The following is a 13,891-nucleotide window of genomic DNA, read 5'->3' on the forward strand; positions in this document are numbered from 1 at the left end:
TTGCAAACGTCTTTTTGTTATAATGATTAAAAAGAATGAAATAATTATTAATATTCATAGGAGGAAAAATGAGAAGATTTTACGCTGTTCGCGGTGGTGCGGGCGATGTTGCAGAACCAGATGTTAATGCTAAGCCACAAGATAATTTATATTTGGCTGTTAATTCAAATTGGCTTTCTAAAGCTGAAATCCCTGCTGACCGTACTTCAACTGGTGTCAACTCAGAACTTGACATTAAGATTGAAAATAGAATGATGAAGGACTTTGCCGATATTGCTGCAGGCAAGGAAAAGATGCCTGATATCAAGGAATTGGATAAGGCAATTGCTTTGTATAAGATTGCTAAGAATTTTGAGAAGAGGGATGCAGAAGAAGCAAACCCTATTCAAAATGACTTGCAAAAGTTATTATCATTAACTGATTTTGCCGACTTGGGTAAAAAAGCAAATGATTTATACATGGGTCCATATATTTTACCATTCGTTTATGGCGTCGATGCCGATATGAAGAATACCGATGTCAATGTCTTATACTTCGGTGGTCCAAGTACCTTCTTGCCAGATACAACAACTTATAAGACAGAAGATGCTAAGAAGCTATTAGACATTTTGCAAGATCAAAGCATTAACTTGCTAATGATGGCAGGTATTGGCAAGACCGAAGCAAGAGTATACGTTGATAATGCATTGGCTTTTGATGCAAAAGTTGCCAAGGTTGTTAAGTCTACTGAAGAGTGGGCCGACGATGCTGCTATTTATAACCCAGTTTCATATGACAAATTTATTGCTAAGTTTAAGTCATTCGATATGACAAAATTCTTAGATGAACTTTTACCTGAAAAACAAAAGCGTGTAATTGTGATGGAACCACGCTTCCTTGACCATGCAGAAGAATTAATCAACGCTGAAAACTTTGACGAAATCAAAGGCTGGATGCTAGTTAAATACATTAATAGCGTAGCTAAGTACTTGTCACAAAAGTTTAGAGAAGCAGCCTTTCCATTTAACCAAGCAATTACTGGCGCACCAGAAATGCCATCACAAATTAAGCAAGCCTATCGTATTGCCAACAGTGCCTTTGATGAAGTAGTTGGTATTTTCTATGGTAAGAAGTACTTTGGCGAAAAGGCTAAACATGACGTTGAAGATATGATTCACAACATGCTTAAGGTTTATGAAGAAAGAATCAACCATAATACTTGGCTTTCTGATGAAACTAAGAAGAAAGCAATTGTTAAATTAAATGCTTTGGTTCTTAAGATTGGTTATCCAGAAAAAATTGAAAAGATTTTTGATTTGTTACAAGTAGATCCTGAAAAGAGCTTATATGAAAATGAAGCTGCTATGGATAAAGTACGTACCAAGTACGAACTGGATAAATTAACTAAGCGGGTTGATCGATCTGTATGGCTTATGCCAGGTAACTTGAACAATGCTTGCTACGATCCACAAAGAAACGATTTAACTTTCCCAGCTGGAATTTTGCAAAAGCCATTCTATGATATTAACCAATCAAGAGGTGCCAACTACGGTGGTATTGGTGCTACTATTGGTCACGAAGTTTCTCACGCCTTTGACAACAACGGTGCCAAATTTGATGAAAATGGTAATATGAACAACTGGTGGACCAAGCAAGACTTTGCCGAATTTAACAAGCGTGTGGGCCAAATGATCGACATTTTCGATGGTTTGCAATATGGTCCAGCTAAGATTAATGGTAAGCAAGTTGTTTCTGAAAATATTGCTGACCTTGCTGGTTTAGCTTGCGCCGTTCAAGCAGGCAAAAATGATGGTGCAGATTTGAAGGATTTGTTTGAAAACTACGCTAGAAGCTGGATGGAGAAACAACGTCCAGAGGCAATTAAGACTGAAGTTCAAACCGATGTTCATGCGCCACAACCAACTAGAGTAAATATTCCGGTTCAATGCCAAAATGAATTCTATGATGCATTTGGCGTTAAGAAGACAGATGGTATGTGGCTTGATCCAGAAGATAGAATTACAATCTGGTAAAAATAACAAGAATCTATATTGGCCTAAGTGAATAAGATGAAGATAACCCATTAGGTTATGTAGCATTGACCTTTGATAAGCTTAACCACCAAATTTTAGGTGGGGCTGGAATGTCTACTTATGATTTAACAGGTCAAGGAAATGTCCTTAGTTTAGCTATTAGCCATAGACTTACTTTAGAAGATTTTGCAGAACAAGATTTCTTCTTCTCACCAAGTTTTGACCGTCAATGGAGTATACTTAACTTGGCGGCCCAACATACCTTAGGCTGGGCTAAATTTTAATTTAATGAAAGTAGGTCTCAATATGAAGTATCCAGAAACAAAAGAAAAGTTAAATGAATTAGTCATTAATTTATTGCATATGCATATGATTGTTCGCCGTCACCATTGGTATATGCGCGGCAGTCAATTCTTGAAGTTGCACCCATATCTTGATGACTTAATGGATGAACTAGATGATCAGATTGATGGTCTTGCAGAAAGACTAATTACCATCGATGGTTCACCTGTTGCCACTTTAAGGGAAGTTGTTCAATTAAATAAAATTCCTGGTGAAAAGGGGAGTTGGGACTTCACTAATACACAAAGACTTGAAAAGATCATTTCAGGCTATCGTTATTTAGATAAGCTCTATGAAGAAGCGCTTGAAGCTTCTGATAAAGAAGGAGATTACTCTACTAATGATATTTTGACTGGTTTCCATACAGATCTTGAAAAGCGGCTTTGGATGTTAACGGCTGAACTTGGTCAAGCTCCAGATATTGATGCATAAGTCGTAAATTTAGAGAAAATAGCGAATCTGTAGTGGTTCGCTATTTTTTATGGCAAAAAGCTCTATCACAATTTACGTAAGCACCTGAAATTTGGACTGTAATTTCGAGGCTTTTGTTATGTCTAAATTATCTGAACGAGACATTAATTATTTCTGAAACTTGCGAACTCTGTTCGCGGGTGTGTCATTGTTTCATAGCTTCTGCTTTAGTTTTACGCTTTCCTTCAGGTCTTTGTCTGTGCTGCAGGTTTATCCATCATTTGGCCCGACTAGACATCTATACGCGCACACGAAAAAATTGATGGTCAATTCCTTCATTAATAACGTCACTATTAGTGATACACAAGAAAAATGCTACCAAATCAGTCAGATTTAGTAGCATTTTTTTAGATTAATTAAAGTAAATTTTAGAAAAGATATTTATTAGGCAAGACAGTTAGGTAATGTTTATTTTACAAACCCTGCACTAAACCAGTTAGTTGCGCTTGGTTTAACTGACCATCCAGTTACTTTTTTATTAACAGCGGTTATTGAATATGAATTAGTGGTAGGTACAACATAGGCCTCATTGTACATCCATTTTTGCCATTTTCTGAATGCGTCAACACGATACTTATGGTTGAAAGCTTTTTCTGAGTCAATATCAGCTAAAAGCTTACTTTGTACAGGGGAAACAAAACGTGCCATATTATATGGTGCAGCAGCACTATAAAGATCATTAGGAGAAGGTTCACTTGAAAGTTGCCAGCCACCTTCAAAGACATCAATTTTTGGATCATCAGATTGAACTGCTTGTACCCAATTGTTAAATTCCATTGGACGACCGCCAACAAACTTAACGTTCAAACCGATTTTCTTCCATTGTTGGATATAATTACGCCATACGGGCTCTGCGGTAGTAGCATTGTTTCTAACAGCTAAATTAATAGTAAGCTTCTTTCCGTTAGGTTGAACTCTGAATTCGCCTTTCTTTTTATATCCGGCTTTATCTAGTAATTCGTTGGCTTTCTTCAAGTTATATGGGTAACCTTTAATTGAACTATCGGAAAAGTCACCAAATTGTTCTGGAATCAAAGTATTAACACGGAATGCTAATCCTTGGTAATAGCGTTTAGCAACAGCATCAATATTCATTGCATAGGCCATTGCTTTACGTAATGCTGGATTATTCATCTTGGCATTCTTATTTTCAACATTCTTTCCTAGCTTCTTATCCCATTTACCAACTTTAAAAGCTAAGTAGTTATAATTAAGTGGAACTTCACCAATAAAGTTAGTATCAGTTGCATTCTTAGTTTGATCCCATTGTGTATTAACCACATCAGCAATATCAAATTTATGATTTTTAATGGCTTGGGTAGCAGAACTGGAGCTGACAACAGATGCAGTTACTTTTTCAAAGTTTGGTGTACCACGCCAGTAATAAGGATTACGCTCCCAAGAAACAGATTGACCACGAACAATATTAGATACACGGAATGGTCCAAAAAATAGTGGGGATTTTCTGACCTTGTCACTAGATAAAAGCTTTGAAAAAGGTACATCCTTTAAGTAATGATAGGGCTCAGCATATTCCCAGAAATATCCATTACCTGATTGAAGCATACCAGGCTTCATTTGCTTGAAATGGAGTACGACTTTGCGTCCATTTTCACCATCAGGCATTTCAATTCCAGAAATTTTCTTGCTTTTGCCTTCATGATATTCAGCTAAGCCAACAATATCAGCTAAAGATTCAGTATATCTTTGTGATTTAGAGTCTTTATTTGCAATAATTTCATAAGCAAATTCAACGTCTTTAGCATTCACTTGCTTACCATCTGACCACTTAACTCCTTTTTTCACTTCGATTGTGATAGTCTTAGCTTTCCGATTTAGTTTAAAAGTAGCAGCTCCTTTATTATTGATCTTATATTGATCATCTGTTGAAAATAAAGTTTCTAGACCTGGGCTTTGTACCTCACCATCAATTGTAGTATCTGATAATTCTGGTAAGAAAATACCAGTGAATGGACTGTCTGTTTCAAGAGCATAGGTTAAAGTTCCCCCTTTTTTAATACTTTTTACGGGAACAGTTTCGCTAAACTTATGATTAGTTTTATTTGCATTACTACTGTTTGTATGTTTGTTATTACCACATGCAACTAAACTTAAAGTTGCTCCAGAAATAAGTGCTAATGCACCAAAATATTTTCTTGCTTTAGTCATGATAAAGCGTACCTCCAAAGAAATTTTATTAAATTATATTTTAATTTTATTATATGATTATTAAAAAAGCAAATCGTTTTTTTTATTTTTGTTAAAAAATATAAATAAAATTAAAAAGATTAGATCTTAGGATACCTAAAACATAATAGAGATAAGTCAGATCCCTGAACTCTATATAGCAGAATATGCAAAGTGCTAAGGAACATAACGATCGTAAGTTGATGAAAATTAGGAAAGATAAATGAAAGTATTTTTTCACTTTTAGCTTATTATAATGCGGAAAATAGAACACGCATTTTAGTAGGATTTCAAACTGCTTAGAAATGACAATATTAACATATAATGGTGTATTGATGGACAAGCTTTAATTAGCACCAAGCGTACATCTTATTACTACAATTATGATAGTATCAAGACAGTAGAAAAACCATACTCCGATAAAATATTGAAATATGGTTTTAAAATAGAGTGATCTAAAATATGTCCCAAATTTGGCGTTCGCATCAAATTCAACTAGCCTTAAATTTAAATTAATTATTTGAATTTTATTCTTCTGGTGCAACAGCCAAGTTTGGCATAGTTGCAATGTCGTTCATATCAATGTATGACTTTTGACCCTTAATGCCGTATAAAATCAAAGTTTGGTCGCCATTTTTAATAGTCTTAGTGCGGTCAACACTAACTTTGCTACCAGCAGTTAATTCTTGGCTAACTGTTTTACCTTCGGCATCGTAAACAGGGACTTTAGATTCATTGCTATGCTTATCTAAAGTTACAGTTTGGTATGCAGCATATAATGGTTCATTATTTACGTAACTTACATTAGATACGCGGATATATGCGTTTTTACCGATGCTGTAATATTGGTGGCCCTTAATAGTCTTAGTTGATAAAGCCATCTTTTTGCCATCATTTACTAAGAAACGGTATGCATCACTAGCAGCTGTTTTAATCGAGCCGGTGTAGTTTACAATTTGAGATCTACGCAATAAGACACGCTTAGAGTTCTTAGTTACGTGCTTACCATTTTTGTCGTAAACATATGAATTATTAGCAATATATAAGACGCTCTTGCCGTTTAATGTTGAAATTGCGGAAGTCGGAACGTACTTGTTTTTAGCGATCTTATAAGTATATTCATAGTTGATTAACTTAGGAGCACCGTAGTATTTAAAAGTAGTGCCGTTCTTAATCTTTTGATTCTTTTGTTTGCCAGCAGCATTGTAGACACCGATTACACTACTATTGTTATTGCCAACAGTAATTGTGCCAGTTGACTTTTTAGTAGCAGCTTGAGCAGTAGTGGTTGATGGATTTACAAGTGCAATAGCTGGTGATGTTAAAGATAATGCGGCAGCAGCTAAGCTGATTGATTTAATGAGTTTCATGGATATTCCTCCCTTGAAAATATCAATATTTTATTTACTATTATTATACGCTTGGTGCTAGTTAAATTGTTTTAGTTAACAAAAAAAGTCCAATCTTGTTAGACTCGACTTGTAAACATATTAATAGAAAAGAGTCTGATCTGATTGAACTACCCTAAGCTTAAGCGTTTTTCTCATCCTAACACAAGTTAGTTTTAGTCGTTTAAATATAATTTGTTGCTGTTTGTACAAACTTTATGCCCCAGATGCATTAAAGCAAAGACGGAATATCAATCGATGTAAAATATCTGACAGTTCTATTCTGGCCTTGCTTATTTGGCAGGCTTCATTGAGCGTTGAATCTCAAAGAAGATTTTGTGAAAAGCTTGTTAATTTATCTCACTCTCGCTTTAATCGCAGAGCACGCATGCTTTTGCCATTGATCTATTTAATTCGACATGGCCTTAATGAGGAAGTAGATCTGTCAGGCGACATTTTGATTATTGATAGCTTTCCTGTGCCAGTCTGTCAGCCAATTCGCAATCGTCGAGTAAAGATCTTTCGCGGCTATGCCGATATTGGCTATAAGGCAACCAAAAAATCTATTATTATGGTTTTAAGGTTCACGCTATTGTTAGCGACGACGGCTACTTGCTAGATTATATCGTAACCAAGGCCTCAGTTCATGATGCTAAGGAAACAGTAGAACTGATTACTAATGCTCCTCCTGACAATCGTTACCTTTTGGGCGATGAAGGATATTTGGGCAAAAACCTGCATCAACGCTTAGAGCAAATGGGTTATACGCTTTGGACACCATATCGTAAAAATATGAAGAATGCTCAAAAGCACAATAAGCACTATTTAATGGCACTCAGAAGGACCATCGAGAGTGATTTTTCGCTTTTGTCTTACTACAACGCTGAAAATAATCGAGCTAGAAGTTTAGCAGGTTTTCAAGAGAGACTCGAAGTTGCCATTTTAGCTTATAATATGGCATATTGTCTAGAACGATTTAACTAGCACAACGTGTATTTGAATATATAAAAAACCCCATCTTAGCATGAACTGGATGGGGTTTTAAGATACTTCAGTTTTTGACGCTTACTTTTCTGTTTTAATTACTTAAGCATGTAATTTCTAGTCATTGGTAAGTTCTTGCCAGAAGGGCCCTTGGTAAGCAAGTATTGGATGACATCGATATTGCCTGATTCAAATGAAGCAGCACAAGCATTTAAGTACATGTCCCACATACGAGTGAAACGTTCACCCATTTTATCTTCAACTTGATCGCGAACAGCGTTGAAGTTCTTGTCCCAAATTTCAAGAGTTCTTTGGTAGTGACGACGAAGAGCTTCCATATCAGTGATTTGCAAGCCACTGTCAACGATGTCGCCGACAATTTCTTGCAAACCTGGAATGTAACCACCTGGGAAGATGTATTTGTTGATCCAAGCGTTAGTAGCACCGCCTTGTTGACGAGTAATACCGTGGATCAAAGCAATACCATCTTTGTTTAAGTACTTGTAAACATCTTGGAAGTATTTAGGTAAGTTTTCTGAACCAACGTGTTCAAACATACCAACTGAAGTTACGTAATCCCAGGTTTGATCACCAAGTTCACGGTAGTCTTCAAGTCTAACTTCAGCTACATCTTGCAAGTTTTCATCGTAGATACGCTTTTGTACTAATTTGTATTGTTCTTCACTCAATGTAACGCCGGTAACCTTAAGACCATATTCCTTAGCAGCAGTGAGCATCAATGTACCCCAGCCACAACCGATGTCGAGTAAAGTCTTGCCTTTTTGTGGGTTTAATTTGTTTAAAATGTGGTGAACTTTAGCAATTTGAGCTTGTTCAAGATCATTTTCATTACCATCTTCAAAGTAAGCACAAGAGTAAGTCATAGTAGGATCAAGCCATAACTTGTAGAAGTCGTTACCGATATCGTAGTGGCTTTGTACGTCTTCTTCACTTTGCTTTTCAGTGTGCTTTTGCTTTGGTAAAAATTTGCGGAACTTTGAGGAACGCATGAAACTGTCGGCACTTTCGTAAGCACCAAAAATTAATTTTTGAATATCCCCATGGATTTCAATTTTCTTATCCATGTATCCTTCACCAAGTGCGAGTGAAGCATTTCTAGTAATGTCGCCCATAGGGATTTTTTCGTTAAAGACAATTTCGATTTCAGGAGTACCATTACCGTAGACTTCGCTTTTACCGTCCCAGTAGGTTACTTTAACGGTAAAAGGGAAGGACTTGCTAAGCATCGTTTTATAAAAAGTTTTTTCTAACAATTGCTTTTTCCTCCAATATTTAAAACCTAAAAGTATTTTAACACTTCTTTCTTTTTATTTGCTAATGGGATGAGAGCAAAATAAAAAACAGCTAATAGCTGTTTTATTTGGCAACATAATGGAAATTAGGGTCTAATTCTTTATCCAAGCTATTCCAGGCATCTTCAAGTTGCTTGAATAAAATTTGTTCATTTTCATGAGTTAATTTAGTTTTACGATCAATTGTAATTGAATCACCAAAGTTAACTTCTAGGGGTTTGCGCTTAAGCAGTCCTTTAAAAGTTAATGGACCTTGATAAACGACGGGTACCATTGGCTTTTTGGACATTTTAGAAATTAAAAGTACGCCACCTTTTAATTCAGCTGAATGACGGGTTCCTGAAGGAAAAATAATCAATGAGAGTTTTCCTTTTCTAAGACCTTTAACTGGAATTTTTAAAGCCGATGGTCCGGGATTTTTTCGATCAACTGGAAAAGCATGAGCATGATTAAGAATAAAGCGCAAAATTGGATTTTTAAATAGTTCGATTTTAGCCATGAACATAAATTCCATTGGACTAGCACCTAAGGCAAACAAGATAGGTTCCCACCAGGTACGGTGAGGTGCAACTAAGATATAGTTACCTTTAGGTAAACGATTCTTGTGATGAATATGTAAGTGTCCATTTAGTACCCATACGATAAAGCGGGCAATCGGACGAATTATTTTATAAAACATCTTTTTGTTCCTCCAATTGTTGTAATATTATAAAAATAGATAGACAAGAAAGGCAAATATTTTTATGGTAGAACTTAAAGATAATGAACGAATTGATTATATGTACAGTGATGATTTGCGGATTATCCAAGATAAAACTGCCTTTAGCTTTTCTATGGATACATTGCTTTTGGCTTATTGGGCTAAGAATCAAATTCGTGATCGCGATAAAGTAGCAGATTTATGTGCGGGAAATTGTGCTGCAACGATTTATATGGCTTACTTCAATCGTGCGCACTATGATGCAATTGAGATTCAAGACGAAATATATTCGCAAGCTAAGCGTTCTATTGAACTTAATCAAATGGAAAATCGTATAGCAGTGTATAAGGATAATGTACTGAATGCCGCAAAATTTTTGCGTAAGGATAGCTACGATGTAGTAACAGTTAACCCACCTTACTTTAAGGCCCCTGAAGGGCATGAGGTAAACCCAGATAGAAAAAAAGCAATTGCTCGTCATGAATTGTTAATTAATTTAGAGCAAATTATTGAAGTTGCCAGTGGCTTATTAAAAATGAAGGGGAAGATGTTTATGGTGCATCGACCTGAGCGATTAGGCGAGATTTGTTACTACTGCATGAAGCATGATTTGAGTGTAAAATTAGTGCAACCATTTGTGTCTCACCGCGGAGATGATGCAAATTTAATTATCGTTGAAGCCGTAAAGCACACTGGGACAGATGGAACTGAACTTAGGGATGCAATCGAAGTTCATGACAAAAATGATGAATTTAAGCCATTAATTCAAAGAATAGTTCGAGAGACCCCTGAAGATAAAGCTAAACATGACGCCCGAGGTAAATACTATTTTTACGTTTTGCTTTGTAATGATGGTAGTTTTTATGGTGGCTTTACTAATGATTTAGATCATCGCCTGAAAATGCATAATTCTGGCAAAGGCGCTAAATACACCAAATCTAGGCGACCAGTTCGTATGATTTACCATGAGCAATTTGACGATAAAAGATTAGCTTTAAAAAGAGAGTATTGGTTTAAGCACCATTCACGCGCTTGGAAAGAAAATTTTTTAAGAGAGCATAATATTAATTTTTAGCTTGAAAAATAAAATTATTTTTTGTAAAATAGGCGAGTATGCTGTGTTAGCATATAATTTTTAAAACACATCAAGAGCGATCATCATCGTGGTGCCCTAGGTAGTGGTTTGATGATGAAATGAACGCTTGAGAGGATATAAAACCATAGGAGGAATATAAATATGGCAGACGTTGTTACAATGAAGCAATTGCTTGAAGCTGGTGTCCACTTTGGTCACCAAACTAGAAGATGGAACCCAAAGATGGCTCCTTACATTTTTACTCAAAGAAATGGTATCTACATCATTGACTTGCAAAAGACTATCAAGATGTTAGATGATGCTTACAACTTTATGAAGGCTGTTGCCGAAGACGGTGGCGTATTCTTATTTGTAGGTACTAAGAAGCAAGCTCAAGACTCAATTGCTGAAGAAGCAACTCGTGCAGGTCAATACTACGTAAACCAACGTTGGTTAGGTGGTACTTTGACTAACTGGACTACTATCCAAAGCCGTGTTAAGAGATTAAAGCAATTAAAGGAAATGTCACAAGACGGTACCTTTGATGTTCTTCCAAAGAAGGAAGTTGCACTTTTAACTAAGGAAATGGACAAGCTTGAAAGATTCTTAGGTGGTATCGAAGATATGCCAAGAATCCCAGATGTATTGTTTGTAGTAGACCCTAAGAAGGAAAAGATCGCTGTTCACGAAGCAAACATTTTGGGTATCCCAGTTGTAGCTATGGTGGACACTAACACTGATCCAGATCCAATTGACGTAGTTATCCCATCAAACGATGACGCTATTCGTGCTATCCGCTTAATCGCTGGTGCTATGGCTGACGCTATCGTTGAAGGTAAGCAAGGTCAAGATGACGAATCTGTTGAGGTTGACTTTAAGGAAAATGCTGATGGTTCAGAAGAAATCGTTAGCGCTGAAGAAAATCCAGAAGACTAGTTTTTACTGTTAGTTCCGTAGGAGGATCTATTAATGGCACAAATTACTGCAAAATTAGTTAAAGAATTACGTGAACGTACTGGTGCTGGCGTTATGGACGCTAAGAAGGCATTGGTAGAAGTTGAAGGTGACATGGACAAGGCTATCCAATATCTTCGTGATAAGGGTATGGCTAAGGCTGCTAAGAAGGCTGACCGTGTTGCAGCTGAAGGCTTGACTGGTGTTTACGTTAATGGTAATGTAGCAGCTATCACCGAAGTTAACTCAGAAACTGACTTTGTTTCTTCAAATGATAAGTTTGTTAACTTAGTAAAGGACGCAACTAAGACCATTGCTGAAGGTCAACCTGCTGATATGGAAGCAGCTAAGGAATTAAAGATGGACGATGGTTCAACTTTAGATCAAGCATTCGTTAATGCAACTGCTACCATTGGTGAAAAGATTGTTTTACGTCGCTTCGCTTTGGAAAAGAAGAATGATGATCAAGAATTTGGTGCTTACCAACACAATGGTGGCCAAATCGGTGTTATTACCGTTTTAGAAGGTGCCGATGCAGCTACTGCTAAGCACTTGGCAATGCACATTGCAGCTATGAAGCCAAAGGTTATCTCACCTGACGAATTAGATGATCAATTTATTACTGATCAATTAGCTGTAATGAACCACAAGATTGATCAAGACAATGAAAGTCGTGCATTGGTACACAAGAAGCCATTGCCACACCTTGTTTATGGTTCAGAAAAGCAATTAACTGATGATGTTTTAGCTAAGGCTAAGGAAGACATTAAGGCTGAACTTAAAGAAGAAGGCAAGCCAGAAAAGATCTGGGACAGAATTATCCCTGGTAAGATGCAACGCTTTATCGATGATAACACTCAAGTAGATAAGCAATTTGCAGTCTTATCACAAGACTACATCATGGATGATAGCAAGACTGTTGGCGAATTCTTGAAGGATAAAGGCGCTAAGTTAGTTGCTTTCCAACGTTTCGAAGTTGGTGAAGGTATCGAAAAGAAGCAAGAAGACTTTGCTGCTGAAGTTCGCGAACAAATGAAGTAATTTAAAAATTACATTATGATAGAAAGGAGGAGTACATTAAGTGCTTCTCCTTTTTATTTTTTATTATGATTGTTTTTACTATCAAGACATTGTTGAGTTAGATATGGTAGAATAATTAAAGCTATTAGAGGAGGTCACTATGAGTCAAGTTAAATATAAACGTATCATTTTAAAAATATCAGGTGAAGCTTTAGCAGGTGATAAGGGAAATGGAATTAATCCAACTGTAATTGGTCATTTAGCTAAAGAAATTAAATCTGTTCATGATTTAGGTGTTGAAATCGGCATCGTATGTGGTGGCGGTAATATGTGGCGCGGTGAAACCGGTGCTAAGTTAGGCATGGAACGTGCACAAGCCGATTACATGGGTATGCTTGCTACCATTATGAATGGATTAGCATTACAAGATGGTCTTGAAAAAGTTGGTGTTCCTACTAGAATGCAAACTTCAATTGAAATGAGACAAATTGCTGAACCTTATATTAGAAGAAGAGCACTCCGTCATCTTGAAAAGGGGCGCGTAGTTATTTTTGGTGGTGGTACAGGTAACCCATACTTCTCAACTGATACTACTGCTGCTCTTCGTGCTGCTGAAATTGGCGCTGATGTAATTTTGATGGCCAAGAATGGTGTAGATGGTGTTTACTCAGCTGATCCTAAGACTGATCCAACAGCTACTAAGTTTACTGAATTAACTCAACTTGATTTGATTTCAAAAGACTTGAAGGTTATGGATAGAACTGCAAGTTCACTTTCAATGGATACTGAAATTCCATTAATTGTATTTAACGTTAATACTCCAGGCAACATTAAGAAGGTTGTTATGGGTGAAAATATTGGTACTGTTATTAGAGGTGACAAATAATGAATAACGAAACTATTAAAAAAGCACAAGATAACATGGATAAATCTATTAAGGTTTATCAAAAGAGATTAGCTTCAATTCGTGCCGGTGTAGCCAATGCTGCTCTTCTTGACAATGTTCAAGTTGAATATTATGGTGCACCTACTCCATTGACTCAAATGTCAAGTATTACTATTCCAGAACCACGTGTTTTGCTTATTACTCCATATGATCAAAATAGTTTGGATGATATTGAACATGCTCTTTTAGCTTCTAATTTAGGCTTAACTCCAGCCAATGATGGTAAGGTTATTAGATTAGTTATTCCTCAACTTACTGGTGAAAGAAGAGAAGAAATCGCCAAAGAAGTTGGAAAATACGCTGAGGATGCTAAAATCGCCGTTAGAAATGTTCGTCGCGAAGCTATGGACGCTTTGAAGAAAGAACAAAAAGACGGCAATATTACTGAAGATGAACAACGCAATTTAGAAAAGCAAGTTCAAAAGGTAACTGATGATTCTACTAAAAAGATTGATCAACTTGCTGATGAAAAGCGTAAGGAAATTACTCAAGGTTAAGC

Annotated in this window: 11 protein-coding genes and 3 pseudogenes; 10 read left to right on the forward strand and 4 right to left on the reverse strand. The window is 36.5% G+C overall.

All coding sequences use genetic code 11. From position 1 onward, the window contains the following. Positions 1 to 68: 68 nt before the first annotated feature. From CP357_RS00110 to CP357_RS00120, 3 genes and pseudogenes are all read left to right on the forward strand, one after another. A complete protein-coding gene (locus tag CP357_RS00110) occupies positions 69 to 2,012 on the forward strand; it encodes a M13 family metallopeptidase (RefSeq protein WP_098036239.1) in 1,944 nt (647 codons plus the stop codon). A 35-nt stretch (positions 2,013 to 2,047) separates the two neighbouring features. Continuing rightward, positions 2,048 to 2,296: pseudogene (locus CP357_RS00115) on the forward strand (FAD-dependent oxidoreductase); the annotation flags it as partial. A gap of 22 nt (positions 2,297 to 2,318) precedes the next feature. Next, on the forward strand, positions 2,319 to 2,786 hold the full coding sequence (locus CP357_RS00120; RefSeq protein WP_025006478.1) for a DNA starvation/stationary phase protection protein: 468 nt from the start codon (positions 2,319 to 2,321) through the stop codon (positions 2,784 to 2,786). A 447-nt stretch (positions 2,787 to 3,233) separates the two neighbouring features. Here CP357_RS00120 and CP357_RS00125 read toward each other — a convergent pair whose 3' ends face one another. Beyond that, positions 3,234 to 4,994, reverse strand: a complete 1,761-nt coding sequence (locus CP357_RS00125) for an oligopeptide ABC transporter substrate-binding protein (protein ID WP_098036240.1) — start codon at positions 4,992 to 4,994, stop codon at positions 3,234 to 3,236. 179 nt (positions 4,995 to 5,173) lie between these two features. Between CP357_RS00125 and CP357_RS10415 the strand changes: the two are divergent. After that, positions 5,174 to 5,362 (forward strand): annotated as a pseudogene (locus CP357_RS10415) (hypothetical protein); the annotation flags it as partial. 177 nt (positions 5,363 to 5,539) lie between these two features. On the opposite strand, the gene CP357_RS00130 reads toward CP357_RS10415, so the two are convergent. Further along, positions 5,540 to 6,382 carry an SLAP domain-containing protein gene (locus tag CP357_RS00130; protein WP_098036241.1) on the reverse strand — a complete coding sequence of 281 codons (843 nt, stop codon included), beginning with the start codon at positions 6,380 to 6,382 and terminating at the stop codon, positions 5,540 to 5,542. Between the two features lie 144 nt (positions 6,383 to 6,526). Between CP357_RS00130 and CP357_RS00135 the strand changes: the two are divergent. Beyond that, positions 6,527 to 7,384, forward strand: a pseudogene (locus CP357_RS00135) (IS982 family transposase). A gap of 98 nt (positions 7,385 to 7,482) precedes the next feature. Here CP357_RS00135 and CP357_RS00140 read toward each other — a convergent pair. Both CP357_RS00140 and CP357_RS00145 read right to left on the reverse strand, forming a co-directional pair. Further along, positions 7,483 to 8,658, reverse strand: coding sequence for a cyclopropane-fatty-acyl-phospholipid synthase family protein (locus CP357_RS00140; protein ID WP_098036242.1), 1,176 nt, complete (start codon positions 8,656 to 8,658; stop codon positions 7,483 to 7,485). A 103-nt stretch (positions 8,659 to 8,761) separates the two neighbouring features. After that, positions 8,762 to 9,376 carry a 1-acyl-sn-glycerol-3-phosphate acyltransferase gene (locus CP357_RS00145; RefSeq protein ID WP_098036243.1) on the reverse strand — a complete coding sequence of 205 codons (615 nt, stop codon included), beginning with the start codon at positions 9,374 to 9,376 and terminating at the stop codon, positions 8,762 to 8,764. 64 nt (positions 9,377 to 9,440) lie between these two features. Here CP357_RS00145 and CP357_RS00150 point away from each other — a divergent pair, with 64 nt between their 5' ends. The 5 genes from CP357_RS00150 (at position 9,441) to frr (ending at position 13,889) form a co-directional block, all read left to right on the forward strand. Further along, the gene (locus CP357_RS00150) at positions 9,441 to 10,472 is read left to right on the forward strand and encodes a GIY-YIG nuclease family protein (protein ID WP_098036244.1); all 1,032 of its coding nucleotides are present in this window, start codon (positions 9,441 to 9,443) and stop codon (positions 10,470 to 10,472) included. A gap of 162 nt (positions 10,473 to 10,634) precedes the next feature. Further along, the gene (gene rpsB, locus CP357_RS00155) at positions 10,635 to 11,408 is read left to right on the forward strand and encodes a 30S ribosomal protein S2 (protein WP_056945437.1); all 774 of its coding nucleotides are present in this window, start codon (positions 10,635 to 10,637) and stop codon (positions 11,406 to 11,408) included. A 33-nt stretch (positions 11,409 to 11,441) separates the two neighbouring features. After that, positions 11,442 to 12,467: a translation elongation factor Ts gene (tsf, locus tag CP357_RS00160; protein WP_056945436.1), complete on the forward strand. Its 1,026-nt coding sequence runs from the start codon at positions 11,442 to 11,444 to the stop codon at positions 12,465 to 12,467. Between the two features lie 139 nt (positions 12,468 to 12,606). Next, a complete protein-coding gene (gene pyrH / locus CP357_RS00165; protein ID WP_025005930.1) occupies positions 12,607 to 13,332 on the forward strand; it encodes a UMP kinase in 726 nt (241 codons plus the stop codon). Next, a complete protein-coding gene (frr, locus tag CP357_RS00170) occupies positions 13,332 to 13,889 on the forward strand; it encodes a ribosome recycling factor (RefSeq protein ID WP_025005931.1) in 558 nt (185 codons plus the stop codon). The genes pyrH and frr overlap by 1 nt, the downstream gene beginning before the upstream one ends. Positions 13,890 to 13,891: the final 2 nt, after the last annotated feature.

Origin of the sequence: Lactobacillus sp. UMNPBX6 (assembly GCF_002553975.1) — a bacterium.
GTDB lineage: Bacteria > Bacillota > Bacilli > Lactobacillales > Lactobacillaceae > Lactobacillus > Lactobacillus gallinarum.

Coding starts and splice junctions, on each gene's coding strand:
- CP357_RS00110 (WP_098036239.1), top strand. CDS start 69: ATGAGAAGATTTTACGCTGTTCGCGGTGGTGCGGGCGATGTTGCAGAA.
- CP357_RS00125 (WP_098036240.1), bottom strand. CDS start 4,994: ATGACTAAAGCAAGAAAATATTTTGGTGCATTAGCACTTATTTCTGGA.
- tsf (WP_056945436.1), top strand. CDS start 11,442: ATGGCACAAATTACTGCAAAATTAGTTAAAGAATTACGTGAACGTACT.
- CP357_RS00130 (WP_098036241.1), bottom strand. CDS start 6,382: ATGAAACTCATTAAATCAATCAGCTTAGCTGCTGCCGCATTATCTTTA.
- CP357_RS00150 (WP_098036244.1), top strand. CDS start 9,441: ATGGTAGAACTTAAAGATAATGAACGAATTGATTATATGTACAGTGAT.
- CP357_RS00145 (WP_098036243.1), bottom strand. CDS start 9,376: ATGTTTTATAAAATAATTCGTCCGATTGCCCGCTTTATCGTATGGGTA.
- CP357_RS00120 (WP_025006478.1), top strand. CDS start 2,319: ATGAAGTATCCAGAAACAAAAGAAAAGTTAAATGAATTAGTCATTAAT.
- rpsB (WP_056945437.1), top strand. CDS start 10,635: ATGGCAGACGTTGTTACAATGAAGCAATTGCTTGAAGCTGGTGTCCAC.
- frr (WP_025005931.1), top strand. CDS start 13,332: ATGAATAACGAAACTATTAAAAAAGCACAAGATAACATGGATAAATCT.
- pyrH (WP_025005930.1), top strand. CDS start 12,607: ATGAGTCAAGTTAAATATAAACGTATCATTTTAAAAATATCAGGTGAA.